The sequence below is a fragment of the Sphingopyxis sp. BE235 genome (assembly GCF_031457175.1).
Taxonomy (GTDB): Bacteria; Pseudomonadota; Alphaproteobacteria; order Sphingomonadales; family Sphingomonadaceae; genus Sphingopyxis.
In genome coordinates this window covers 394,857-420,155 of record NZ_JAVDWC010000001.1, presented here as the reverse complement: position 1 = coordinate 420,155, position 25,299 = coordinate 394,857, and the positions used below count along the sequence as shown (strand labels likewise).

Annotated in this window: 23 protein-coding genes; 12 read left to right on the top strand and 11 right to left on the bottom strand. The window is 66.6% G+C overall.

Annotated features, from left to right (window positions below; genetic code table 11):
* Position 1 precedes the first annotated feature (1 nt).
* A complete protein-coding gene (locus J2X38_RS01970; RefSeq protein WP_310250716.1) occupies positions 2 to 1,327 on the bottom strand; it encodes an MltA domain-containing protein in 1,326 nt (441 codons plus the stop codon).
* A gap of 4 nt (positions 1,328 to 1,331) precedes the next feature.
* Positions 1,332 to 1,994, bottom strand: coding sequence for a Tim44/TimA family putative adaptor protein (locus tag J2X38_RS01965; protein WP_137893901.1), 663 nt, complete (start codon positions 1,992 to 1,994; stop codon positions 1,332 to 1,334).
* A gap of 251 nt (positions 1,995 to 2,245) precedes the next feature.
* On the opposite strand from J2X38_RS01965, the gene secB reads away from it, so the two are divergent.
* From secB to J2X38_RS01945, 4 genes are all read left to right on the top strand, one after another.
* A complete protein-coding gene (gene secB, locus J2X38_RS01960; protein WP_058538698.1) occupies positions 2,246 to 2,764 on the top strand; it encodes a protein-export chaperone SecB in 519 nt (172 codons plus the stop codon).
* Between the two features lie 24 nt (positions 2,765 to 2,788).
* Complete coding sequence (murJ, locus tag J2X38_RS01955) at positions 2,789 to 4,393, top strand: murein biosynthesis integral membrane protein MurJ (RefSeq protein ID WP_310250711.1); 1,605 nt, start codon at positions 2,789 to 2,791, stop codon at positions 4,391 to 4,393.
* A 3-nt stretch (positions 4,394 to 4,396) separates the two neighbouring features.
* Positions 4,397 to 5,395: a tryptophan--tRNA ligase gene (gene trpS, locus J2X38_RS01950; RefSeq protein WP_058538697.1), complete on the top strand. Its 999-nt coding sequence runs from the start codon at positions 4,397 to 4,399 to the stop codon at positions 5,393 to 5,395.
* Positions 5,396 to 5,565: 170 nt separating this feature from the next.
* Positions 5,566 to 6,267, top strand: a complete 702-nt coding sequence (locus J2X38_RS01945; protein WP_058538696.1) for a DUF4136 domain-containing protein — start codon at positions 5,566 to 5,568, stop codon at positions 6,265 to 6,267.
* Between the two features lie 303 nt (positions 6,268 to 6,570).
* Here J2X38_RS01945 and dnaA read toward each other — a convergent pair whose 3' ends face one another.
* The 3 genes from dnaA to mutM form a co-directional block, all read right to left on the bottom strand.
* On the bottom strand, positions 6,571 to 7,935 hold the full coding sequence (gene dnaA / locus J2X38_RS01940; protein ID WP_310250707.1) for a chromosomal replication initiator protein DnaA: 1,365 nt from the start codon (positions 7,933 to 7,935) through the stop codon (positions 6,571 to 6,573).
* 502 nt (positions 7,936 to 8,437) lie between these two features.
* A complete protein-coding gene (gene rpsT / locus J2X38_RS01935) occupies positions 8,438 to 8,701 on the bottom strand; it encodes a 30S ribosomal protein S20 (protein ID WP_037514171.1) in 264 nt (87 codons plus the stop codon).
* 187 nt (positions 8,702 to 8,888) lie between these two features.
* On the bottom strand, positions 8,889 to 9,698 hold the full coding sequence (gene mutM, locus J2X38_RS01930) for a bifunctional DNA-formamidopyrimidine glycosylase/DNA-(apurinic or apyrimidinic site) lyase (RefSeq protein WP_310252657.1): 810 nt from the start codon (positions 9,696 to 9,698) through the stop codon (positions 8,889 to 8,891).
* A gap of 94 nt (positions 9,699 to 9,792) precedes the next feature.
* Here mutM and J2X38_RS01925 point away from each other — a divergent pair, with 94 nt between their 5' ends.
* From J2X38_RS01925 to J2X38_RS01890, 8 genes are all read left to right on the top strand, one after another.
* Positions 9,793 to 10,530: a class I SAM-dependent methyltransferase gene (locus tag J2X38_RS01925; protein WP_058538694.1), complete on the top strand. Its 738-nt coding sequence runs from the start codon at positions 9,793 to 9,795 to the stop codon at positions 10,528 to 10,530.
* The gene (gene ubiB, locus J2X38_RS01920) at positions 10,527 to 12,071 is read left to right on the top strand and encodes a 2-polyprenylphenol 6-hydroxylase (protein ID WP_310250702.1); all 1,545 of its coding nucleotides are present in this window, start codon (positions 10,527 to 10,529) and stop codon (positions 12,069 to 12,071) included. The genes J2X38_RS01925 and ubiB overlap by 4 nt, the downstream gene beginning before the upstream one ends.
* Positions 12,072 to 12,180: 109 nt before the next feature.
* The gene (locus tag J2X38_RS01915) at positions 12,181 to 13,305 is read left to right on the top strand and encodes a glycosyltransferase family 2 protein (RefSeq protein WP_058538692.1); all 1,125 of its coding nucleotides are present in this window, start codon (positions 12,181 to 12,183) and stop codon (positions 13,303 to 13,305) included.
* Positions 13,293 to 14,405, top strand: a complete 1,113-nt coding sequence (locus tag J2X38_RS01910) for a hypothetical protein (RefSeq protein ID WP_310250700.1) — start codon at positions 13,293 to 13,295, stop codon at positions 14,403 to 14,405. The genes J2X38_RS01915 and J2X38_RS01910 overlap by 13 nt, the downstream gene beginning before the upstream one ends.
* 109 nt (positions 14,406 to 14,514) lie before the next feature.
* Complete coding sequence (locus tag J2X38_RS01905; RefSeq protein ID WP_310250697.1) at positions 14,515 to 15,855, top strand: bifunctional phosphopantothenoylcysteine decarboxylase/phosphopantothenate synthase; 1,341 nt, start codon at positions 14,515 to 14,517, stop codon at positions 15,853 to 15,855.
* Entirely contained in the window at positions 15,818 to 16,366 is a 549-nt protein-coding gene (gene dut / locus J2X38_RS01900; RefSeq protein WP_405053418.1) for a dUTP diphosphatase, read from the top strand. Before J2X38_RS01905 ends, dut begins: the two co-directional genes overlap by 38 nt.
* Position 16,367: 1 nt before the next feature.
* A complete protein-coding gene (locus J2X38_RS01895) occupies positions 16,368 to 17,117 on the top strand; it encodes a HesA/MoeB/ThiF family protein (RefSeq protein ID WP_310250695.1) in 750 nt (249 codons plus the stop codon).
* Complete coding sequence (locus J2X38_RS01890) at positions 17,096 to 17,470, top strand: DsrE family protein (protein WP_310250692.1); 375 nt, start codon at positions 17,096 to 17,098, stop codon at positions 17,468 to 17,470. The genes J2X38_RS01895 and J2X38_RS01890 overlap by 22 nt, the downstream gene beginning before the upstream one ends.
* A 148-nt stretch (positions 17,471 to 17,618) precedes the next feature.
* On the opposite strand, the gene J2X38_RS01885 is transcribed toward J2X38_RS01890, so the two are convergent.
* From J2X38_RS01885 to J2X38_RS01860, 6 genes are all read right to left on the bottom strand, one after another.
* The gene (locus tag J2X38_RS01885) at positions 17,619 to 18,344 is read right to left on the bottom strand and encodes a class I SAM-dependent methyltransferase (RefSeq protein WP_310250689.1); all 726 of its coding nucleotides are present in this window, start codon (positions 18,342 to 18,344) and stop codon (positions 17,619 to 17,621) included.
* The gene (prfB, locus tag J2X38_RS01880; RefSeq protein ID WP_056372785.1) at positions 18,344 to 19,471 is read right to left on the bottom strand and encodes a peptide chain release factor 2; all 1,128 of its coding nucleotides are present in this window, start codon (positions 19,469 to 19,471) and stop codon (positions 18,344 to 18,346) included. The genes J2X38_RS01885 and prfB overlap by 1 nt, the downstream gene beginning before the upstream one ends.
* Positions 19,472 to 19,543: 72 nt before the next feature.
* Positions 19,544 to 22,063 (bottom strand): transglycosylase domain-containing protein, encoded by a 2,520-nt coding sequence (locus J2X38_RS01875; protein ID WP_310250686.1) that lies wholly within the window; start codon positions 22,061 to 22,063, stop codon positions 19,544 to 19,546.
* 62 nt (positions 22,064 to 22,125) lie between these two features.
* A complete protein-coding gene (locus J2X38_RS01870) occupies positions 22,126 to 22,749 on the bottom strand; it encodes a helix-turn-helix domain-containing protein (protein WP_310250683.1) in 624 nt (207 codons plus the stop codon).
* A complete protein-coding gene (locus J2X38_RS01865; RefSeq protein WP_310250681.1) occupies positions 22,746 to 23,891 on the bottom strand; it encodes a DSD1 family PLP-dependent enzyme in 1,146 nt (381 codons plus the stop codon). The genes J2X38_RS01870 and J2X38_RS01865 overlap by 4 nt, the downstream gene beginning before the upstream one ends.
* Entirely contained in the window at positions 23,888 to 25,141 is a 1,254-nt protein-coding gene (locus J2X38_RS01860; protein WP_310250678.1) for a D-arabinono-1,4-lactone oxidase, read from the bottom strand. Before J2X38_RS01860 ends, J2X38_RS01865 begins: the two co-directional genes overlap by 4 nt.
* Between the last annotated feature and the right edge of the window lie 158 nt (positions 25,142 to 25,299).

The window sequence follows — 25,299 nt, the reverse complement described above, 5'->3', positions numbered from 1 at the left end:
ATCAAGGCGCCGGGATCAGCCGTGCGATGCTGGCACGCGGCAGCAGCAGCAGCGCCGAGCCGCGCCCCGCCATGCCGCCCGCGATCGCGCGCGCATCGTCGCCCGCGCCCCAGAAGCTGTCGAAGCGGTTGGCGCCCTTGATCGCGCCGCCGGTGTCCTGCGCGATCCACAGCCCATTGGGCTCGGCGCGGTCGAGCGAGAGGACAACGGGCGCGCCGAGCGGCACATATTTGGGATCGGCGGCGACGCTCGCGCGGCCGGTCACCGGGACGCCGAGCGCGCCGAGCGGCCCGGGGCCGGTGAGTTCGCGGAAAAAGACCCAGCTTGGGTTCTCGTTCATCACCGCGGCGCCGCGCACCGGATCGGCGCGGAGATAGTCGAGGATGCCCTGCATCGACGCCTGCCCGCGCTGCAGCTCGCCGCGGTCGAGCAGCAGCTTGCCGATGCCGACATAGCCGCGGCCGTTCTGCGTATCATAGCCGATGCGCATGATGCCGCCGTCGGGCAGGCGGAGGCGGCCCGAACCCTGCACCTGCAGGAAGAAGAATTCGGCGGCGTCGGCGGCATAGGCGATTTCGAGCCCGCGCCCGTCGAGCGCGCCGCTCTCGATCGCGGTGCGGTCATAATAGCGGGTGAAATTGCTGCCATCGACGCGGCCGCGAATCTTGCGGCCCTTCAAATCGTCGGCGAACTGGCCGAGGTCGACTTCGATCAGGTCGGCGGGGCGGCGATAGATGGGGACGTCATAACCCGACTGCTTCGTGCGCGAGCCGGCGATTTCGGGTTCGTAATAGCCGGTGACGAAGGCGGTGCCGGCGCCGACCTGTACGGTGCCGAAATAGTTGGTGAAGAAGGCCGAAGCGTCGCCGTCCTTCCAGCTTTTCGCCGCGTTGCAGCTTTCGGTCCAGTCGGCGCCCTGCGTCAGGCCGCTGGTGTCGGTGCGGCGCTGGACCGAGGGGCAGCTGATCCGAAACGCGACGAGCGCCGCGCTCGCCTGTTCGGCGGTCACACCGAGCGTCGCGAAATCGGGGCCCGCGACAACGCCGCTGGCAGCGGCGGTCGTCGCATCGGCCGGGACGGGCGTTGCGGGAAGCGCCGCTCGTGGGGTCGCGGGAATCGGCTGCGCGGCGGCGCCGGCGCCCTCAGACGGGCGCGGTATATAGGGGCGCGGCGTGCCAGCCGGACGCGGCGGTGCAGGGCTGGTGGTCGCGGGACGGCCGCTATCCGCCTCGGGAATCACCGACGCGCAACCCGAAAGCAGTGGCAGAGTAGCGAGCAGCGCGAATCCGAAAGTCCGCGCGCGCGGCGCCCCCACCGCCCGGATCATGCGATCAGGCCGATTCGGCTTCGTCGAGCACCCAATTGGGGTCGTTGCTGCCGATCTGGCGGCGGAAGGTCCACAAATCGTCGGTCTGCGACGCGTCGCTCATCGACCCGGCGATCAGCTTGCCGTCGGCGTCGCGCGTCACCGCGCTGATATCGGCGTGGTAACGAACGGTGACGCGCGCCTCGCTGCGATTCAGTTCGACCGCGGTGATCTTGGCCGAATCGATTCCCATCAGGCGGTTGTCGAGCGTTTCCCCGCGGCTTTCGCGCGCGGCGATCGCGTCGGCGAAGGCTTCGTAGCTGTCGTCGTCGCACAGGTCGCGCAGCGTGTCGCGGTCGCCCTTCCAATAGGCTTCGAGGATCATGCGATACGCGGCTTCGGCGCCTTCCATGAAGCGGCCGGCGTCGAAATTGCGGTCGGAAGCCAGCAACTGGCGGAGGCCCGCCTCGGCAGCGGGTTCGTAAACGAGACCCGAAGTGTCGGCCGGTGCGGTCGCGGGCGCCTGCGACCCGTCATTCTCGTCGAGCCGGACCGGCGAGGCGGCGGTGCGCTCGCGCGGCAGCACGGGCTCCTGCTCATGCCCCGTGCGCTTGCCGAGCACCGAGTAGAGCCGCATGCCGAGGAAGGCGGCAATCATGGCGAGCAGGACGATCGAAAAAGCGGTCACGGGCAAAAGTCCAATGCGGGCAATAGAAACATAGTGGTTGATACATAGGCGATACGCGCCTCAGTTTCAAATGACCATGACCGCTGCCGCGCGGCGGGTCAACGATTCGCCCTTAACTATAGGATCGACAGGGCGGCCATTGTGCTCGCCGCCGGGCGCTGCTAAGCGCCGCGGCAACCGTCCGCCGCGGTTCCGACACGGTCCGCGGATGCCGATATTGTTTCCATCTTTTCAGTGAAAGCTTCTTCATCATGGCTGACGAGACCAGCGCCGACATCAACAATCCCGCCCTGCAGCCCAATGGCGAGGACACGAGCCCGGCGATCGGCCTGATTTCGCAATATGTGAAGGATCTGTCGTTCGAAAATCCGAACGCCCCCGCGGTTTACCAGTGGCAGGACGCGCCGCAGGTCGATGTGCAGTTCAACATCGCGGCCGACAGCGTCGGCGACAATCTGTACGAAGTGACGCTGAAGATCGACGTGACGTCGAAGACCGATGCGGGCACGAGCTTTGTGATCGACCTGAAATACGCCGGCCTGTTCGGCGTGCGCAACGTCCCCGACGACCAGCTGCAGCCCTTCTTCCTCGCCGAAGCGCCGCGCATCCTGTTCCCCTTCGCGCGCCGCGTCGTTGCCGATGCCGTCCGCGACGGCGGCTTTCCGCCGCTGCTGCTCGAACCGATCGATTTCCACGGCCTGTTCATGCAGCAGGTCCAGCAGGTCGAAGCCGAGCAGGCGGGCGACGTCGCGCCGGTCGGCCAGGCTTAACCCCCTTTCGGGCGGGCTGACGGGTTGAGCAGCCTCATCAAAAATGTCGGGACGATCGGCGGGCTGACGATGGTCAGCCGGATCTTCGGTTTCGCCCGCGACATGCTGCTCGCCCGCGTGCTGGGCGCCGGCCTCGCCGCCGACGCCTTCCAGCTCGCCTTCACGCTGCCCAACACCTTTCGCCGCCTGTTCGCCGAGGGCGCCTTCTCGGTCGCCTTCGTCCCGACATACAGCCGCGCGCTCCACGGCACCGACGCGGAGGGGGGCGGCGAGGCGGCGGCGGCGAAATTCGCCGACGATGTCCTCTCGGTCTTCCTCTGGATCTTGCTCGCCTTTTCGGCCGTGATGATGATCGCGATGCCGGGAATCGTATGGCTGCTCGCGCGCGATTTCCAGGAGGTGCCGGGCAAGTTCGAATTCGCGGTGTTCCTGAGCCGCGTCACCTTCCCCTATCTGGCGCTGGTCAGCCTGGTCGCGATGCTGTCGGGCCTGCTCAATGCCCGCTCGCGCTTTGCGCCGGGGGCCTTTGCGCCGGTGCTGCTCAATATCGTGCTGATCGGCGGCATCATCACCGGATGGTGGCTGCGCGGTCCGGGGGGCGACGACCGGATCGTCGCCGAAGCGCTGTGCGTCGCGGTGAGTATCGCGGGCGTCGTCCAGCTCGCCTATATGTGGTGGGCGGTGCGCCGCGCCGGGCTGAAGCTGCACTGGCACCTGCCCCGGCTCACGCCCGAGGTCAAAAAGCTCGGCATGCTGATCCTGCCTGCGACCTTCGGCGCGGGGATTTATCAGATCAGCCAGTTCGTCGACACCTTCTTCGCGACCTCGCTGGCGCAGGGATCGCTCACGCTGCTCAAGCTCGCCGACCGGCTCAACCAGCTGCCGCTCGGCATCGTCGGCATCGCGCTCGGCACCGCGATCCTGCCGATGCTGTCGCGCCATATCCATTCGGGCGACGCCGCCGAGGCGCAGCGATTGCAGGGCAACGCGTTCGAGATTGCGACGCTGCTGACGCTGCCCGCCGCCGCCGCGCTCGCGATCTGTGCTCCGGCGTTCGTCACCGCTTTCTTCGTCGGCGGGCGGTTCACCGAGGCCGACGGCGCGATCATGGCGCAGATCGTCGCTGCACTCGTCGCGGGGCTTCCCGCCTATGTCATCGTCAAGATTTTGAATCCGGGCTTCTTCGCGCGCGAGGATATGCGCACCCCGGTGTGGACCGCGCTCGCGGCGCTGATCGTCAATATCGCGATCAACCTTTATGTCGTCGAACATTATGGCATCGTCGGGCTTGCGGGCGCGACTGCGGCGTCGGCGTCGCTCAACTGCCTGCTGCTCTACACCGTGCTCCACCGCCGCGGCTGGTTCCATTTCACCGCGAAGCTCGCCGGACGCATCGCGCGCCAGCTGATCGCCGTCGCGGCGATGTCGGCGCTGCTGTGGTGGATGATGCCGATGATGGCGCCTTATTATGGCGGCGGCGTTTTCGAGCGGATCTGGTCGCTCGCGGCGCTCTGTACGGCAGGCGGCGCGGTGTTTTTCGTCGTCGCCTTCCTCGTCGGCGCGCTTGACAAGGATCTGGTCGCCATGCTGACGCGGCGGCGCGCCAAACCGGCGGCGACAGAGGAGTAAGACATGCGGACGCTATCGGGCATCCAGCCCACCGGAAATTTGCATCTCGGCAATTATCTGGGCGCGATCCGCAACTGGGTGCGCATGCAGGACGAGATGCCGGGCGAGAAGCTCTATTTCCTCGCCGACCTGCACGCGATCACCGTCTATAACGACCCCGCCGAGCTGACCGCGAACACGCGCGAAATGGCGGCGGCGTTGCTGGCCGCAGGGATCGACCCCGCGAAATCCATCCTGTTCAACCAGGCGCGCGTTCCCGCGCACGCCGAGCTCGCGTGGCTCTTGTTCTGCACCGCACGCATCGGCTGGCTCAACCGGATGACGCAGTTCAAGGAAAAGTCGGGCAAGAACCGCGAGGGCGCGAGCGTCGGGCTGTTCGCCTATCCGGTGCTGCAGGCGGCCGACGTGCTGATCTATCAGACGACGCATGTGCCCGTCGGCGACGACCAGAAGCAGCATCTCGAGCTCGCGCGCGACATCGCAACCAAGTTCAACCTCGACACGGCCACCGAGACCTTCACCCTGCCCGAACCGACGATCCCGGCGGCGGCGGCGCGGATCATGAGCCTGCGCGACGGCAGCGCGAAGATGTCGAAGTCGGACCCGAGCGATGCGAGCCGCATCAACCTCGTCGACGATGCCGACACGATCATGGCGAAGATTCGAAAGGCGAAGACCGACGCCGAACCGCTGCCGTCCGAGGCCGCGGGGCTCGAAGGGCGCGCGGAAGCACGCAATCTGGTCGCCATCTATGCCGCGATGGCCGACGAAAGCGTCGATCAGGTGCTCGCGCGCTTTGCCGGGCAAGGCTTCGGCGCGTTCAAGCCCGCGCTCGGCGAACTGCTCGTCGAAACGCTGCGCCCGATCGCGACGCGGCTGAACGAACTCAAGTCCGACCCGGCGGCGATCGACGCGGCGCTCGAGGCCGGTGCGGCGCGCGCATCGGCGCTCGCCAAGCCGACGCTCGACGCCGCTTATGCCGCGCTGGGGCTGTGCCGCTGACAGCGCGCTGTTTCGCAGGCGAAATTTCTTGTTTTTGCGGCGCGCGACCCCATATCGGGTCGTGGAACCGCCATGCGATGAAACGAGTTCAACCAAGGTTAAGTCGCACCGGCGTAGTCTATGGTACGAGAGCGCGGCTATATGCGCTTCCCGAATACGGAGCCAAGACGATGAGCAAGATGAATCTTAGGCGGCTGGGTCTGGCCGCGATGACCGGCGCGGCGCTCGCGCTCGCGGGTTGCGCGACGCCGTTCAAGGCCGATGTCGCGCGCTTCCAGACGCAGCTTCCCGCACCGCAGGGCCAGAGCTTCACCGTCGAGGCGAGCAACCCCGCGCTGCAGGGCGGCATCGAGTTCGGGCATTATGCCAATCTCGTCGCCGGCGAACTGACGCGCTATGGCTATCGCCCCGCGGCGAATGGCGAACGCGCCGACCTGATCGTCCGCATGGATTATGGCGTCGACAAGGGGCGTGAGCGCGTCGTGTCGAGCCCCGGCTTCGGCGACCCCTGGTACGGCGGTTACGGCGGCTATTATGGCCGCGGCTTCTATCGCCCGGTGATCGTCAGCGGCCGCGGCGGACGCCGCTATGTCTATGGCTATCGCGACCCGTTCCTGTGGGGCGGGTTCGGCCCGGGATGGGGCGGCTATAACGACGTCAGCAGCTACACCGTCTACACCAGCGGGCTGAACCTCCAGATCAACCGCGCGGCCGACGGCTCGCGCCTGTTCGAAGGCCATGCCGAGGCGCAGTCGCGCGACAACAATCTGCAGGCGCTCGTCCCGAACCTCGTCGAGGCGATGTTCACCGGCTTCCCCGGCAATTCGGGCGAGCGGGTGCGGATCACGGTGGCGCCGCCCGAAAAGGGCTGAACCGCCTCGCAAGCCAAAGCAAAAGGCCCGCCATCCGAAAGGAAGGCGGGCCTTTTTTTGGTTGGCATCAAAGCGATATCCGCTTTCGACCGGTTGCGGACTCCAACACTCTCGTCACCCCGGACTTGATCCGGGGTCCCGCTTGAGGTCGAAGCCAGCCGATGCCTCAAAAAGCGGGATCCCGGATCAAGTCCGGGATGACGAAGCGTAAGGAAGCAACGTCCGCTCACCACCCCAAAGCGGACCTCACGGCCCGCGACGATGTGGATAACCCCGGGGACATCCCCGGGATATGTCTGTGGATCAGCTGTTGAGACTGCGCCGGATCGCCGCGATCTCGGCGTCGAGCTCGCTGTCGGCGACGCGCAGTGCCTCGACCGTGCGTACCGCATGGATCACCGTCGAATGGTCGCGCCCGCCGAAGCGGCGCCCGATTTCGGGGTACGAACGCGGGGTGAGTTCCTTCGCGAGATACATCGCGACCTGGCGCGGGCGCGCGACCGCGCGAACGCGACGCTTCGACGACATTTCGGACTTGTCGAGCCGGTAGTGCGCGCAGACCGCACGCTGGATCTCGTCGATCGTGATCCGCGGGCGCGCGGTGCGGACATTTTCGGCCAGCCGGTCTTCGGCGAGCGCGATATCGACCGTCGTGCCGGTGAGCGCGGCGTAAGCGAGCAGCTTGTTGAGCGCACCTTCGAGTTCGCGGATGTTGCGCGTGAAATGCTTGACCAGATAGGCGACGACATTGTCGGGAACATCGACCATCGGCATCGCGGTCAGCCGCTGGCGGATGATGCGTTCACGAAGATCATCCTCGGGCGCCTCGATATCGGCGACCAGCCCGCCCGACAGGCGCGACAGCAGGCGTGCCTCGACCCCGTCGAGCATCGCCGGCGGACGGTCGGCGGTGACGACGAGGCGTTTGCCCGCGGTCATCAGGTCGTCGATCGTGTGGAGCAGTTCTTCCTGTGTCGAATTCTTGCCGATCACGAACTGCAGATCGTCGAGCAGCAGCAGGTCGGCGGCGCGCAGCCGCGCCTTGAACGCCATCATGTCGCCGCCGCGCATCGCGCCGACGAATTCGAGCATGAATTTTTCTGCCGACATCAGGATGATGTTCGCGGTCGGGTGCGCCGCGGCATAATCCTGCGCCATCGCCTGCAGGAGATGCGTCTTGCCCTGCCCGGTGCCCGAGCAGAGATAGAGCGGGTTGAACTGCGGCGTCTCGACCATCGCCATGCGGCGCGCGGCGTTGGCGGCGAGGATGTTGCTGCGCGCGACGACGAAGCGGTCGAACGACAGGCGCGGGTCGAAGCCCAGCAGCGCGGGATTGGCGGCGGGTGTCGGCGGCGGCGCGTCAAAGCTCGGCAACGGCGAGGCTGCGAGCACCGTGGCGCGATCGTCGGCGGCAGCGCCGCCGCGCACCGTGACGCCGCGCACCGCGGGCAGCTGTTGGCGCCATGCGAGTTCGAGCCGGTCACCGAAACGCTCGTTGATCCAGTTCGCCGAAAAGCGGCTGACGGTTTCGAGCGTCACCACGCCCGACAGCGTGCAATAGTCGGCAAAACGCACGGGCTTCAGCCAATGATCGAAGGTACGCACGCCAAGGTCGCGGCGCAGCCCTTCGGCCACGCGCGGCCAGAGCGTCGCGGCATCACCGCTCATTGCTCCGCCCTTTGCGTCATATCCATGCCGATTGCTGCTTTCTATCACGCCGTGCCGCCCCCTCAGGTCCCCGCGCGCCGCACGATCGGGCGGCCGACCACGCGCCGATTCGTCGCCTGCGCAGGACGCAGGCATACTATCCGGGGCAGATAGCCCGAGAAGATGCGAATCATGTCGATGTGGCGGCCACCGGCGAAGGCCGACGACGCACCCTGTCTAGTCAGGCCGCGCCGAGTCGATCAAGGTCTGGCCGTGTAAAAATACTGAAATAAAAATCTTGACTCACTAGGGGGGCCGGAATCGCGCCAGAACGTCATTTTATGACTGTTTTTCAACAGTTTAAATATGTCATTCCGGTGACCAAACAACGAATCGCCGTAAATCCGTCACTTACCGCGCTGCAACACTATTGCCATCGCGCTGTCACAATATCCGACGCAAAAAAGGACCCGCGGGCATGAAGCCAGCGGGTCCTTTTTGTTCCCTTTCGGGACGAAGCGAATCAGGCGATCGCGTTCACGCTCTTGGTCAGGCGCGAGAACTTGCGTGCCACGGTGTTCTTGTGGAGCACACCCTTGGCAACGCCGCGCGCCATTTCAGGCTGCGCCGCCTTGAGTGCGGTCGCGGCCGCGTCCTTATCGCCGGCGGCGACGGCGTTTTCGACCTTCTTCACCAGCGTGCGGATGCGCGAAACGCGATTCTTGTTCACGACGGTGCGCGCGGTGTTGCGGCGGATGCGCTTTTTTGCCTGCGGCGTATTGGCCATAAATTCCTCGGTTTCCAAACGGTCTAAGTCAGTCGGAGCGCAGCGTCACCGGAGCAGCCGAATCGCGCAAACAGGCGAATCAATGTCCGGATACGGCCGGTTCCGGTAACCCGGACCCTGCTCGAAGGGTGCGCGCATAGCCAGCTTGGCCCTTTTGGTCAATGCCTATTGCGGGAAAGCAAACGCATTACCGCTGGCATTTCGGACAAAAGAAGGTCGAGCGCCCGCTCTGGACGATCCGCGCGATCGTTCCGCCGCATTCGCAAGCCTCGCCCTCGCGGCCATAGACGCGCCAGTCCTTGGCGAAATAGCCGAGATCGCCCTCGGGGCTGAGGAAATCGCGCAAGGTCGAGCCGCCCGCCGCGATCGCCGCGATCAGCACCTCCTTGATCGCCGGCACCAGCGCCGCGAGCTTCGCCTTCGATACGTCGGCCGCGGGCTTCGTCGGCGCAATGCGCGCCATGTTGAGCGCCTCGCAGACATAGATATTGCCCAGCCCCGCGACGAGCGTCTGGTCGAGCAGCATCGCCTTGATCGGCGCGCGGCGCCCGGCAAGCGCCTTCGCGAGATAGGCGGTGTCGAAGGCTTCGGACAAAGGTTCGGGACCCAGCGTCACGAACGCCGGGAACAACGTCAGCGGATCGCCGCTGACGAGGTCGACCGACCCGAAGCGCCGCGGATCGTGGAGGAACAGCCGGTGTCCCGCGGTTTCGAGCAGCAGATGATCGTGCTTGCCCGCCTCGCCGCCTTCGGTCCGCCAGCGCCCCGACATGCCGAGATGGAAGATCATATGATCGTCGCGGTCGGTCGAGATGACACCATATTTGGCGCGGCGTGACAGGCCCGTGACCGTCGCGCCGGTGAGCCGCTGCGCAAGGTCGGCGGGAAAGGGCCGGCGCAGGTCGGGCCGGAAGGTGGTGACCGCGGTCAGCCGCTGGCCTTCGAGGAAGGGCGCGAGGCCGCGGACGGTGGTTTCGACTTCGGGCAATTCGGGCATATCGCGCATCGGGCTACGCGCCATTTGCCTGCACGGCAAGGCCCGGCTAAAGGCCGACGCAACACACTTCCTCCCCCGCAAAGGCGCGCACTCCATGGCCACTCCCGACACCGTCAGCTTCGGTTATGAACAGGTTCCCGCGGGCGAGAAGACCGCGATGGTCGGCGAAGTGTTCAGCCGCGTCGCGCGCAAATACGACATCATGAACGACGCGATGTCGGGCGGCATGCACCGCCTGTGGAAAGACCGCTTCGTGCGCCGCGTGAAGCCGCGCGAGGGCGAGACGATCCTCGACATGGCGGGCGGCACCGGCGACATCGCCTTTCGCATGGAGCGCTTCGGCGCGAGCATCACCGTCGCCGATATCAACCCCGACATGCTCGGCGTCGGCGTCGAACGCGCGGCCGAACGCGGCATCGACAGCCTCGTCTGGTCCGAACAGAATGCCGAGAAACTGTCGTTCCCCGACCAGTTTTTCGACGCCTATACGATCGCCTTCGGCATCCGCAACGTCACCGACATCCCGGCGGCCCTCAGGGAAGCGCACCGCGTGCTGCGCTATGGCGGGCGTTTCTTCTGCCTCGAATTTTCGACGAACGAATGGCCGGGCTTCGCGCAGGCTTATGACGCCTATTCGCACCACCTCGTCCCCAAGCTTGGCAAGCTGATCGCCGACGACGAGGACAGCTATCGCTATCTGATCGAATCGATCCGCCGCTTCCCGCCGATGCCCAAGTTCGCGCAGATGATCCGCGACGCCGGCTTCACCGCAGTGAAGGTCGAGCCGATCCTCGGCGGCCTCGTCGCGATCCACAGCGGGTGGAAAGCTTGACCCGTCCCGTCATCCACATAATGCGCCTGCTGAAATGGGGCCGCATCCTCGCGCGCCACGGTGCGCTGCGCGGGATCGAAGCTGCGCCCGAAACGCCGGCGGGGGTGAAGCGTCTGTGCCGGATTGCACGGCTGGGCACGATCCAGCCGAAAATCCCTGATTATGCCACCGCATTTCAGGCGATCGGCCCCGCCGCGGTGAAACTCGGCCAGACGCTTGCGACGCGTCCCGACCTTGTCGGCGAAGAAGCGGCGCGCAATTTGCTGAGCCTGCAGGACGCACTCGCGCCCGTCGATTTCGACCGCATCAAGCAGGAAATCGAGGCGGTCTTCGAAACGCCGCTCGAAAGCCTCTACAGCGAATTCGATCCCGAACCCGTCGGCTCGGCCTCGATCGCGCAGGTCCACCGCGCGGTCACCACCGACGGCCGCAAGGTCGCGGTGAAAGTCCGCCGCCCCGGCATCGACAAGCAATTCGCGCGCGACATCGACACCTATGAATGGGCGGCGGCGCATCTTGAGGCGCTCGGCGGCGAAGCGACGCGGTTGCGCCCGCGCGAAGTGATCGCCAATTTCCGCCGCTGGACCTTGCGCGAGCTCGACCTCCGCCGCGAGGCCGCCTCGGCGTCCGAACTCGCCGACGCGATGGTCGGGGTGCCGACCTATCAGGTCCCCGCGATCGACTGGGACCGCACCGCGAGCCGCGTGATGACGCTCGACTGGATCGACGGCATCAAGATTTCGCACCGCGAGCAGCTGATCGCCGCGGGGCACGACATGGAGGCGCTGTCGGCGAATCTCGTCAACGCCTTCCTGCGGCAAGCCATTGCGGAAGGTTTCTTCCACGCCGACATGCACCAGGGCAATTTGTTCGTGAAAGCCGACGGCACGATCGCCGCGGTGGACTTTGGCATCATGGGACGGATCAACCGGCAGGCGCGCTACTGGCTCGCCGAAATCCTCTATGGCCTGACCACGGGCAATTATCGCCGCGTCGCCGAAATCCATTTCGAAGCGCAATATGTGCCCGACTATCATAATGTCGAGGAGTTCGCGACGGCGCTCCGCGCGGTCGGCGAACCCATGCGCGGCAAGCCGGTGAGCGAACTCAGCGTCGGGCAGATGCTCGACGGGCTGTTCGCGATCACGCGCGATTTCGACATGCAGACGCAGCCGCACCTCCTCCTCCTCCAGAAAACGATGGTGATGGTCGAGGGCGTCGCAACGATGCTCAACCCCAAGATCAATATGTGGGACGTGTCGGGCCCGTTCGTCAGCGAATGGATCCGCGACGAACTCGGCCCCGAGGCTGCGCTCGCCGACGGTTTGCGCGAACAGGGCAAGACGCTGGCGCTGATCCCCGACATCATCCGCCGCCTCGACGCGCAATTGCCGAAAAAGGGCGCCGCGCCGCCCGCCCCGCCGCTGCCCGACATCGCGCTGATGTGGGACGTGGGCGAGAAAAAGCGCTGGTGGCGCTATGCCCTGACCGCGCTCGCGGGCGCCGCGGCGGGCGCCGGCATCCTGAACTGGCTGGGCTGACCCTCGTTCATCGGGCCGGGAATTAGCTGGTTACCGGACATTTACCTTAAATCGTTAAGCGTGGACCTCGACCAACCCGGACGTGAAATCCGGACAGAACCGAGGTTTCATGCGCCACGACATCCTGATTGCCGACAAGATCCTGCCGGTCGACACCCTGCCTCTCGAGGTGGCGGTCGTGGTGCCGACGCTCAACGAAGCCGCCAATGTCGAAAAACTGATCGAAAAACTCTCGGTCGTGCTCGCGGGGCGCGGCTGGGAAGTCGTCTTCGTCGACGATAATTCGCCCGACGGGACGAGCGAACTGGTGCGCCGCATCGGCCGCGGATCGCGGCATGTGCGCATCGTCCAGCGCGTCGGCCGCCGCGGCCTGTCGTCGGCGGTGGTCGAGGGCATATTGGCGACCGCCGCGCCCGTGGTCGCGGTGATGGACGGCGACCTCCAGCATAGCGAGGACGCGCTGCCACGGCTGATCGACGCGATCGCGGGCGGAGCCGATATCGCGGTGGGCACGCGCTATGTCGCGGGCGGCGGGATCGGCGAATGGGACCAGGACCGCGCGCGGATGAGCCGCCTCGCGACGCGCGCCGGACAGATCGCGCTCGGCACCGATGTGTCCGATCCGATGAGCGGATTCTTCGCGGTTCGCCGCGATGCCTTCGAACGCGCGCTGCCGCGCCTCTCGGCGATCGGGTTCAAGATATTGATCGACATATTGGCGTCGAGCCCGGCGCCGCTGAAGGTCGCCGAAATCCCCTATCAATTCCGCACCCGCGAGGCGGGCGAGAGCAAGATCGGCGCGCGCGTGATCGCCGAATATGCCGAGCTGATCGCCGACAAGACGATCGGCCGCTTCGTCCCCGTCCGCCTGCTCAAATTCCTGATGGTCGGCGGGCTCGGCGTGTTCGTCCACCTCGCCGTCCTGCGCACGATCCTCGGCACCGGCAGCGCCTTTGTCACCGCGCAGACCAGCGCCGTGATCACCGCTATCGCGTTCAACTTCTTCCTCAACAACAGCTTCACCTACGCCGACCGCAAGCTCAAGGGCTGGCGCCTGGTCGGCGGCCTTGCCAGCTTCTATGCGATTTCGGCGCTCGGCGCGGTCGCCAATATCGGCATCGGCACGTGGATGGCCGGGCATGACGAGCGCTGGTGGGTGGCGGGGGTTGCGGGTGTGCTGGTCGGTGCGATCTGGAACTTCGCGATGTCGTCGGCGCTCACATGGCGCAAATGACGACGGGCGCACCGGGCTGGAACCGCTTCGCCGGGGTTTCGCGCCCCGTCGCGGCGGCGATGCTGGGCCTGCTTGCGCTGTTGATGATTTGGGGTGTGATGGGCGGTGTCGGCCGCGAGCATGTCGCGGTCGCAAAGCCCACATCGGCGCAATTCGACGGCCTCGTCGGCGACCATGCGCTCTACGCGCGCATCGCGCAGCGGGTCGATGCGGGCGAAGCCTATTACGCCGCGGCCGCCGCCGAACACCGCGCCGGCGATTATCCGCTGCGCCCCTTTGTGACGGTCCGTTTGCCGGCGCTGGCCTATATCGTCGCCGCGCTGGGCGAACGGAAGGCGATGCTGCTCTTCCTCGTCATCGGCGGCGCGGCCATCCTTGCCTGGTATCGGCGGCTGCGGACCGAGCCCGCGCTCCCCCGCTACGCCGCGGTCGGCGCGCTATTCGTCGCGGCCAACCTGACGCAGCTCGCCGCGCGCGAGTGGCTGTTCATCCACGAAGCCGCGGCGGGCGTGCTCCTCGCGCTCGCGCTTGCGCTCTATCGCCCCGCCCGTCCGTGGTGGACCATGGCGATCGTCGCCGCAGCGCTCGCGATCCGCGAGACGATACTTCCCGTAGCGATGCTGTTCGGGCTTTTCGCGCTGATCGATCGCGACTGGCGCGCCGCAGCGGGCTGGCTGGCAGTCGGGCTATGCTTCGCGGCCGGCCTCGCGGCGCATATCGCGGCGCTGGCGGCGGTGACGACCCCCGCCGACGCCGCGAGCCAGGGCTGGAACGGACAGGGCGGCTGGATCGCCTATCTGTCGTTCGTCCAGGCATCGTCGCTGCTGCGTTTTTTTGCGGGATGGGTCGGCGCGCTGCTCGTGCCGCTCGCGCTGCTCGGCTGGGCGGCATGGCGCTCGCGGCTCGGGCTCGCCGTGCTGCTGATCCAGCTCGGCTATGCGGCGCTGCTGATGCTCTTTGCGCGCCCCGCCAATTTCTATTGGGCGATGCTCGTCACGCCGACTTTGTTCGTCGGCCTCGCCTTCGCACCCGCCGCGCTGACCGCTTTAATACGATCGTTGCGACAGCCGATGCGCGCGATTCCCGCTGCTGCGATTTAGGCGTCCGCTTGAACTGAAGCGAGGAAGCGCATAACTGATGCGCGAAGGAGACGGCGATGAACCAAACCCAGTCGATCGCCGCCCGCTCGCGGCAGGCTTGCCACCGCTGATGTCCGCTCCGCGCATTCTTTTGATCATCGGCGGCGGTATCGCCGCCTATAAATCGATCGAGCTCGTCCGCCTGCTGCGCAAGGCGGGCTATGTCGTGCGCTGCGTCATCACGCGCGCGGGCGAGCAGTTCGTGACGCCGCTGACGCTCGCGGCATTGAGCGAGAACAAGGTCTATACCAACCTCTTCGACCTCAAGGACGAGGTCGAGATGGGGCATATTCAGCTCAGCCGCGAGGCCGACCTGGTCGTCGTCGCGCCGGCGACCGCCGATCTTTTGGCGAAGATGGCGGCGGGGATCGCCGACGACCTCGCGACGACATTGCTGCTCGCGACCGATAAGCCGGTGCTCGCGGCGCCCGCGATGAACGTGCGAATGTGGCTGCACGCCGCAACGCGCCGCAATATCGCGACCTTGCGCGGCGATGGCGTGACCGTGATGGAACCCGACGAGGGCGAGATGGCGTGCGGCGAATATGGCCCGGGCCGCCTGCCCGAACCCGCCGCGATCAAGGAAGCGATCGATGCGGCGCTCCAGTCCCCCTCCCGCTTGCGGGAGGGGCTAGGGGAGGGTCTGTCCCGGTCACCCAACCCAACAAGCCCTCCCCCGACCCCTCCCGCAAGCGGGAGGGGAGAAATGGACGGCCAGCCCGACTTCGCCGACGAAAATCACCGCCCGCTCTATGGCCGCCGCATCCTGATCACCGCCGGCCCGACGCACGAACCGATCGACCCGGTACGCTACATCGCCAACCGGTCGAGCGGGAAGCAGGGCTTTGCGATTGCCGCCGCCGCCGCGGAAGCCGGCGCCGAGGTGCTGCTGATCGCCGGCCCCGTGCCGCTGCCGACCCCGCCCGGCGTGATCCGCGTCGATGTCGAGACCGCGGTCGAGATGGCCGCCGAGGTGCAGCAAGGCCTGCCCGTCGATGCCGCGATCATGGTCGCCGCGGTCGCCGACTGGCGCGCCGCCGACACTGCGGTGCAAAAGATCAAGAAGGACGGTAGCGGCGCGGTCCCGCCGCTTGCGCTGGCCGAAAATCCCGACATCCTCGCCGGCCTCGCCAAATCGCCCGAACGCCCGAAACTGTTGATCGGTTTTGCCGCCGAAACCAACGATGTCATCGAACATGCGCAGGCCAAGCTTGCGCGCAAGGGATGCGACTGGATCGTCGCGAACGATGTTTCGGCCGACCCGATGGGCGGCGAAAACAACCGGGTGCATATCGTTAGCAAAGACGGCGTAGACAGCTGGGACCGGCTTCCCAAGCAGGCCGTCGCCCGCAAATTGATGGAAAAGATCGCCGATGAGCTCGAAAAAAATTCACCCCTTGAAAAAGATTGAGATCGCCATCCAGCGGCTGCCCAACGGCGGCGGCCTGCCCCTGCCCGCCTATGCCAGCGATGGCGCGGCGGGAATGGACGTCGTCGCGGCCGAGACGCTGACGCTGCGCCCCGGCGCACGCCACGCGGTCGCGACCGGCTTCGCAATGGCGATCCCGGCCGGTTATGAGGTCCAGGTGCGTCCACGCTCGGGCCTCGCGCTCAAACATGGCGTCACCTGCCTCAACACGCCCGGGACGATCGACAGCGACTATCGCGGCGAAGTGAAAGTGATCCTCGCGAACCTCGGCGACGAGAGTTTCGAGATCAAGCGCGGCGACCGCGTTGCGCAGCTCGTCCCCGCGCCCGTCCAGCGCGCGGCCTTTGCCGAAGTCGAGACGCTTGATGAGACGGTGCGCGGCGCGGGCGGTTTCGGATCGACCGGGGTCGAGAGCGATGCGGTCGACGAGACCGCGGACATGGCGGGCCTCGCTTCGCTGTCGGGCATCAAGCTGCGGCGGCCGGTCGACTAGTTTGCTGAGCGACGCCGAACTCGACCGCTATGCCCGCCAGATCATCCTGCCGGCCTTTGGCGGCGCGGGGCAGGCGAAGCTGAAGAGCGCGCATGTCGCGATTATCGGCGCGGGCGGGATCGGCTGTCCCGCGATCATCTATCTGGCGGCGGCGGGCGTGGGCAAGCTCTCGATCATCGATCATGACGTGATCGAGCTGTCGAACCTGCAGCGGCAGCCGCTGTTCACCGATGCCGATATCGGCGCGCGCAAGGCCGATGTTGCGGCCAGCGCGGCGCGGCGGATCAATCCGCATGTCGATGCCATCGCGGTCGCCGAAAGGCTCGATTCGAGCAACGCCGAGGCGCTGCTGGCGGGCGCAAGCCTGATCCTCGACGGCTGCGACAATTTCGGCACGCGGCTCGCCGCAAACCGCGCCGCCGTCGCGCTGCACATTCCGCTGCTCAGCGCCGCGATCGGCGCCTTCGAGGGGCAGGTCGCGCTCTACGAAGGCTGGCGCGCGGAGTGCGCCTGCTATGCGTGCCTGGTCGGCTCCGATCCCGACCGCGAAGGCATTAATTGCGCCGAAACCGGCGTGATGGGCGCGCTCGCGGGGATGATCGGCACGATGGCGGCGCTGGAGACGGTGCGCGCGCTTACCGGCCTTGGGTCGTCCTTGACCGGCCGGCTCGCGATCGTCGATATGCTCGACAGGCGCTGGCGCGAGGTTGGCGTACCGAAGGATCCGCTATGCCCGGTCTGCCGAGCCTGAACATCATCGTCGCGGTCGCCGAGGGGCGGCGGCTTTACGCCGCGCTCGAAGCGGGGATGGCGGCGGCGGCGCTGGGCCGGCCGGTGCGGATCTTCCTGCAAGGCGAGGCCGCGGCGCTGTTGCGCGATCCCGTGTCCTTTTCAGGCGACGAAGCGCGCCGCGCCGCCGGACAGCCCGATCTCGCCTGGCTCGTCGAAGAAGCGATCGCGATGGAGGTCGACCTTTTCGTCTGCCAGTCGGGCATGGCGCTCGTCGGCATCGCGGCAACCGAACTGGTGCCACATGTTCGCGCTGCGGGGCTGGTCAGCTTTCTCGCCGAGGTCGGCGCCGACGACCGGCTGATCGTTTATTGATCTGGATCCTCCCTGTGCCGAAGGCATGGGGAGGTGGCAGCGCGAAGCGCTGACGGAGGGGCTAATGGCGCGACGTCGCTGCCGCTCCACCACCGCTACGGCGGCGGTCCCCCTCCCCCACGGCTTCGCCGCAGGGAGGATCAAAGCGTCACGGATTATCGCAGACCTTGATCGCATCGGGCTCGGGACGCCTGCCTTCGGGCTCGAAGCGTGCGAGGTAGCCGCCGGCGTGCTGTTTGTCGTCGTAGGAGACGAGCTTGTAGCCCACCGCCTCGAACTCGCAGACGAGCAGGCGGAAGGGCGTGCCGTGCTGCGCGATCGGGCGGTCGCCGTCGACGACGAGCACCTGCCCGCCTTTGCGCAGCGCCGGGCGCAGCCGCCACAGAAAGGCGTAAGGTTCGCCGATCTCGTGATACATATGGACCATGAACACGCGGTCGAAGCTCGCGGCGGGCAGGCGCGGATCGTCGACCGCGCCGAGTTTCAGCGAGACATTGTCGAGCCGCTCGCGCGCGACGCGGTCGGCGAGCCGCTCGATCACCTCGGGAATGATATCCTGCGCGAGCACGCGCCCGCCGACGCCGACGCGCTGCGCGAGGCGCACCGTATAATAGCCGTCGCCCGCGCCGATGTCGGCGACGGTCATGCCGGGCCGCACGTCGGCCGAGTTCATGACATCCTCGGCCTCGTTGACGCGGTCGCGCGCTTCCTCGGTCGACCATTTGGTCGAGACGGTCGGCGCGACCGGCCGGTCGGCGGGCGGAAATTCGCGCGCGGTCTCGGCGCGGTCGCTGCCATCGTCCCACGGCGCGTCATCGCAGCTGCCGAGCAGCGGCAACATCGCCAGCGCGGCAAGAGCGGCGACGCGCTTCATCAGTCGATATCTTCCACTTCGACCTTCTCGCCCGTCACCTTCTGCGACAGCGCCGCCGCCATGAAGGGGTCGAGCGCGCCGTCGAGCACGTCGGACGGTGCGGTCGAGGTCACGCCGGTGCGCAGGTCCTTCACCAGCTGATAGGGCTGGAGGACATAGGAACGGATCTGGTGGCCCCAGCCGATCTCGGTCTTCGCCTGATATTCGCCCGACGCCGCGGCTTCGCGCTTCTGCAGCTCGGCTTCGTACATCCGCGCCTTCAGCATTCCCATCGCGGTCGCGCGGTTCTTGTGCTGCGAGCGGTCGTTCTGGCTGGCGACGACGATGCCGGTCGGGATGTGCGTGATGCGCACCGCCGAATCGGTCGTGTTGACGTGCTGGCCGCCCGCGCCCGAGGCGCGATAGGTGTCGATCTTGAGGTCGCCTTCGTTGATCTCGATATCGATATTATCGTCGATCACCGGATAGACCCAGACGCTCGAAAAGCTGGTGTGGCGCCGCGCCGAGCTGTCATAGGGCGAGATGCGGACGAGGCGGTGGACGCCGCTTTCGGTCTTCGCATAGCCATAGGCGTTTTCGCCCTTCACCAGCATCGTCGCCGATTTGATGCCCGCCTGTTCGCCCGCCTGATATTCGACCAGCTCGACCTTCAGCCCGCGCTTTTCGGCCCAGCGGCTGTACATGCGCTGGAGCATTTCGGCCCAGTCCTGGCTTTCGGTGCCGCCGGCGCCCGCATGGACTTCGATATAGGCGTCGTTGGCGTCGGCTTCGCCCGCGAGCAAGGCCTTGATCTTGTCCTCTTCGGCGCGCGCCGCGAGCACGCCAAGCGACGCCACGGCCTCGTCGACCATCGCCTCGTCGCCTTCCATCTCGGCAAGCTCGATCAGCTCGGCGGTGTCGGCGCATTCGGTCTCGATCGCGCGCGTCGCATTGATCGCCTCGTCGAGCCGGCGGCGTTCGCGCATGACCTCCTGCGCCGCCTTGGCATCGTTCCACAGCGTCGGGTCCTCGACCTTCGCATTGAGTTCGTCGAGCCGCCGCACCGCGCGGTCCCAGTCGAGGAAACGCCGCAGCAGCGCCAGCGCGGCGCCAATCTTGTCGATATGATCCTGCGCTTCGGCGCGCATGTCCTTGCTCCTGAAATATGTTGATCCCGCCCTTACGGCTTCAAGCGCCGCAGGGGAAGGTGGTCCAAGCCGTCAGATAATGCCGCCGCGGTCGTCGAGGAAGTCGCTGTCGGTGCGGCCGGTCGATCCCTTTTGCGACGCGCCGCCGGTTGCCCGCCGCTGCGTCTTGATCGGCTTGATTTCCTCTTCGCGGATCGTGCGGCGCGGTTCGCTTTCGGGCTTGAAGGCTTCCCAGATGATCGACGCCTTCGGGTCGGTCCCCGGCCAGCTGCCATAGACCCGGCGGCCCGACTGACGGTCGATGCGGACCATGCGCACGCCCTTCGGCGCCGAGAAGGGAATCGGCTGGCGATCGGCGAGCGCGGCGAGCGCGAAATCCTTGAAGATCGGCGCGGCATAGCTGCCGCCCTGCGCATAACCGCCCATGCTGCGCGGCTGGTCAAAGCCGATATACATGCCCGCAATCACGTCGGGCGTGCCGCCGACGAACCAGACGTCGTTCGGCCCCGAGGTCGTGCCGGTCTTGCCGAACAGCGGCACGTCGAGGTCGCGCAGCCGCACCGCGGTGCCGCGCTGGACGACGCCTTCGAGCATATGCACGACCTGATAGGCGGTGATCGGGTCCATCAGCTGTTTGCCCGACCTCGCAAAGCGCGGCATCGGCCGGCCGTCCCAATCCTTCTTGTTGCAGCCCTCGCACGGTTTCCAATTGGCGGGGAAGACCACCTTGCCGCGGCGGTCCTGCGCATAGTCGATCACGCGCGGTTTCAGCGCGCGGCCGTGGTTGGCGAGCATCGCGTACGCATTGGTGATCTTTTCGACCGTCGTCGTTCCGGCGCCGAGCGCGGTCGACAGATAGGGTTCGTGCTTGCCGATGCCCATCGTCTGGATCGTTTCGACCACCGGCTCCATGCCGACCTGGCTCGCGGTGCGCACCGTCATCAGGTTGCGCGACTGTTCGAGACCCCAGCGCATCGTATGCTCACCCGACCCGCCCGCGCCGCCGAAGTTGCGGAAGCATTTGTTGCCGAGGCTCGCGCCCTGATAGACGCAGAAGGGCCCGTCGACGATCATCGTCGCGGGGGTCATGCCATTGTCGAGCGCGGCGGCATAGACGAAGGGCTTGATCGTCGAACCCGGCTGGCGTTCGGCCTGCGTCGCGCGATTGAAGGGCGACAGGCGGACGTCGAAGCCGCCCTGCATCGCGTAGATGCGGCCCGAATGCGGGCTTTCGACGACCATGCCGCCCGAGACTTCGGGAATGTTGCGCAGCGCATAGCTGCTGCCGCCGGTCGATTTGACGACGATCAGCTGGCCGGGGCGCATTGCGGAGAAAGCGCTGCCGCCGGTCTTGCGATAGCCCATCGTCGCGGCGCTCGCGGGCAGCGTGCCCGTGTCGCCGTTCGAAAAGCCGATCCGCGCCGCGCCCGCCGACTTCGACAGCACCGCGGCGACGCGCCAATTGTCGTAATCGATACCGATGAAGCTCGACGCGAGGCGGCTCTGCCACTGGTCGTCGGCCTCGATCGTCGCGATCGGTCCCGACCAGCCCTTGCCCGCGTCGTAGCGCTGGAGCCCCTTACGCAGCGCCATCGTCGCGCCCTGCTGCATCTTGCCGTCATAGGGCGTGCGCACCCAGAGGCCGCCGGCATAGACGCTGTGCGGACCCTTGTCGGCGGTTTCGCCGAATTCGGCGATCAGCTGGCGCCGCACCTCTTCCATATAATAGCCGCCGACCTGCGCGATCGCGGTGTTGCCCGTGTTGGTGAGGCCGAGCGGCATCGCGCGCGCGGCATCGCGCTGCGCGGTGCTGATCCAGCCATTGTCCTGCATCGACCCCAGCACGAAATTGCGCCGCGCCAGCGCCTCGCGCTCAAAGCGCGCGCGGCCGTATTTCTCGGGCGCCTTGGGCAGGATCGCGAGGAAGGCCATCTCGTGCAGCTGGAGCTGGTCGACATCCTTGTCGAAATAGGCGCGGCTCGCCGCCTGCACACCAAAGCTGCGGCGGCCGAGCGGGATTTCGTTGAGGTACAGCTCGAGAATCTGTTCCTTGGTCAGCGCATCCTCGATGCGCATCGCGAGGATCGCCTCGCGCACCTTGCGGCGATAGCTGAGCTCGTTGGTGAGCAGCAGGTTCTTCGCGACCTGCTGGGTGATCGTTGAGGCGCCGATGGGGCGGCCGCTGTTCGTCAGGTTGGTGATGATCGCCGAGGCGATCCCCGGATAGTCGATGCCGCCATGGCTGAAGAAGGTCTTGTCCTCGGCCGCGAGGAAGCTGCGCACCAAAAGCTGCGGATATTCGCTATATTCGAGCTGGACGCGGCGTTCGCGGGCATAGCTGTGCACCGGCTTGCCCTCGCCGTCGCGGACCATCGTCGGCAGCGGCGGTTCATAGTCGCGAAGCTGGTCGACCGACGGCAGGTCGCGCGCGAAAACCACCCAGATCAGCGCAAGAAAGAGAACGCCCGCGAGCGCGAGATAGCCGAGCCAGCGGAACCAGCGCCGCGTCCACATATCGCTCAGCCATGCGATGACGGCATTGCTGTCGCGGCGCAGGCGCAAGCGGAAATCGGGCGGACTGTCAGCGGCCATATGTCCCCGCCTCTAAAGCCTGTGTCGACGAAAGGGAAGCGTGCTTGCGGCGAGGTGCGCGACTAGGCACTTCGGGTCAGGTCGAGCAACGCCGAACGCAGCATCGCGGCCACTTCGCCATGCACGGCGCCCGCCGAAACGCGGTCTTCCTCATACAGCATTTCGTCGGCGGCAAAGCCAAGCTCGACCGCCAGCCGCAGCCTCGACCAGAGTATTTTGCGCTCGATGCCAGGAAGGTGCGGCGTACAGGCATCGGCGAGCCGGCCGGTCACATGGCGATGCGATTCGAGCCGGACATGCACGAGGCGCGGAGTCGCGTGCAGCGCACGCAAGATCCAAACCGCCCCCGGTTCGGCGCGCGTCACCGCGGCATTTTCGGCCAGCAGGTCACCGATATGATCGGCCATGCCCGCGACCCCCGCGGGCGCATGACGCGCGATCCAGCGTTCGAGCACGGCGTTCTGGCGCTCCATCAGCCGCCGCCCGAGCGCCTCGATCACCGCATATTTGTCGTCGAAATAACGATAGAGCGCGGGCGGGGTCAGCCCGGCGCGCGCGGCGATCATGTTGGTCGAAATCCGCTCGAGCCCGACCTCGGCGAGCAATTCGCCCGCGACATCGAGCAGGCGTCCCTGCGTCTGCCGCGCGCGATCCTGCTTCGGCGGCTGGCGGGCGGCGGCGATCACCGCGCCCGGCCGCGCGCGCTCACCGGCCAGATGTCGACGAGCGTGTCGCCCGCGACGATATGATAGAAATCATAGAGATTCACCGTCGGGTCGCAGTGCGGCACGGTCAGGCTGACCGGATCGCCGGGGGCGAGCGCGTTGCCGATTTCGGGCGCGATCAGCGCGGCATGCTCGTCGCCCATGAAGGCGAAAAAGGCGGTTTCGGGCGCCCCGCCCTGCACCACGGCGACGCCGCCATCGGTCGACAGCGACTTGTATCCGGCATCGATTGTGACGAGCCCGCTGTGATTGGCGCTGACGACGCGCGCGTCGACCGACAGCGAAACCTCGAACGGCGGTTCGGCGCCATCGGCGATGTCGCAGTCGAGATATTGCTTGTCCATGAAGACATAGGAACCCGCCTGCAATTCGGTGAAGACGCCGAGCTCGAGGTCGATCCGGTGCGTGCCGGTGCCCGACCCGGTGATGATCGCGGGCGCGAAACCGGCTTCGGTCAGCGCAGCGATCACCGCCTGCAGATAGGCGGTGCGTTCGACGATCGCGGCGCGGCGCTCGGCGTAGCTTTCGATATGCTGCTGCGACCCGCAGTAAAATTGCACGCCGCGATATTCGAGGTGCGGCGATGCGGCGATGGTCTTCGCCAAGGCCACGGCTGCCTCGGCCGACGCGACGCCGGTGCGCGCGATGCCGGGGTCGATGTCGATGATCACGTCGAGCTTCGCGCCCGCCGCCGCCAGCGCCGCGTCGATGCGCTCGGCAACGCCCGGATGATCGACGACCGCCATCAGCCCATCGTCGGTGACCGCGAGTTTCGCCAGCCGCTCGATCGCGGCGGGAGCGGCAACGGGCGAGGTGATGAGGATGCCGGTCACCCCGCCCTCGGCGAGCACCTCGGCCTCGCCGATCTTGGCGCAGCAAACGCCGACCGCGCCTGCCGCGAGCTGGCGCTTGGCGATGTCGACGCTCTTATGCGTCTTGGCATGCGGGCGCAGCGCGACGCCATGCTGCGCCGTGAGCGCGGCCATGCGCTGAATATTGCGGTCGAGGGCGTCGACATCGAGGACAAGCACCGGCGTGTTGAGGTCGGCGCGCGAACCCTGCCGGCCGATCAGATGGTCGTGCAATTCACGGTCGGTCGTCATGCGAACAATGTCTCCAGATGCGGATTGAGGAATTTGCCGTGCGGGTCGGCGGCGCGGCGCACCGCTGTATAGCGCGCCGCCATCGGGTAAAGCGCCGCGACGTCGGCACGGCTCAGCCTGTGGCGCTTCGCCCAGTGCGGGCGCCCACCGGCGCCGCGAAAGATCGCCTCTGCATCGGTGAAAAGGGCCGCCCAGGGCATTTTCGCATATTGGTGCATCGAGATCGCGGCGACCGGCCCGGCGTTCATCGGGCTCATCCAGATATTGTCGGCAGCAACGGTGCGATATTCGAAGGGAAAGGTCACAGGCAGCCGTTTCTTGCGAATCCAGCCGACGACTTCGTCCAGCGTATCAAGCCCGGCGGCGCGCGGCATTTCATATTCCATCTCCTCGAACCGCAGCGTCCGGTCGGACGGGAAAATGGCGTGCGCGGGGCCGCGGCGCCGGCCCGAAATGCCACTTTTCATCATCAGGCGCTGAAGAAAAGGGGTGAGGAACGGCAGCCGCGCCGAAAGGTCGAGGATGCGGCGAAAGGTCGCCTCCTCCATGTCGGTCGTACTCGGCGGCGGGTCGCACGGGTCGCATAGGTCGAGTGTCTTCAGGATCACATGGTCGCTGTACGGAAAGAACCAGAATTCGATATGGCGGTGCCACTGCGCCAGCTCGTCATAGCTTTCGCGAATCTCGGCCCAGCGGCGCTTTTCGATGCGTTCGACGAGGTGGAAGGCGGGGACGACCGCGACCTCGATTTCTGTCGCCACGCCGAACAGCCCCAGCGACAGACGCTGCGCCTGATAAAGATCGGCGTTGGTGTCGGCATCACACCAATGCGCCTCACCGTCGGCGCCGACGAGGCGGAAACCGCGTGCAAAAGTCGCGAGCGAGCCGAGGTCGACGCCGGTGCCATGCGTCCCCGTCGCCATTGCGCCGGCTAGCGACTGCGGATTGACGTCGCCCTGGTTGGCGAGCGCCAGCCCCTCGTCCCACAGCGCAGCGGTCAGCCGGCGGATGCTCCAGCCCGCCGGGATGCGCGCGGTCCGGCGGTCGGCGGCGATATGGATCGCACCCGCCATATCGTCGAGGCTGACGATGAGCTCGGCCGATTCGCAGAGCGGCATGAAACTGTGCCCCGCGCCGGTGACGCGCAGCCGGTTCGCGCTGCGAACGAGCGCCGCCAGCTCATCCTCGCTTTGCGGGCGCGCGACCTCGCCGCTTGCAGTGACGCTGCCCGACCAGTTGCTCCACGCCATGCTTCCCTCCCGCAGCGAGCACGTCGAAGCTGTGCGCCGCAGCAAAGTTAGTCAAGACTATATTTTACCAGTCGCGGACCTTCTCTTTCATCGTCACCCCGGACTTGATCCGGGGTCCCGCTTGAAACCCAAGCTGGTCGATGCTCCAAAAAGCGGGA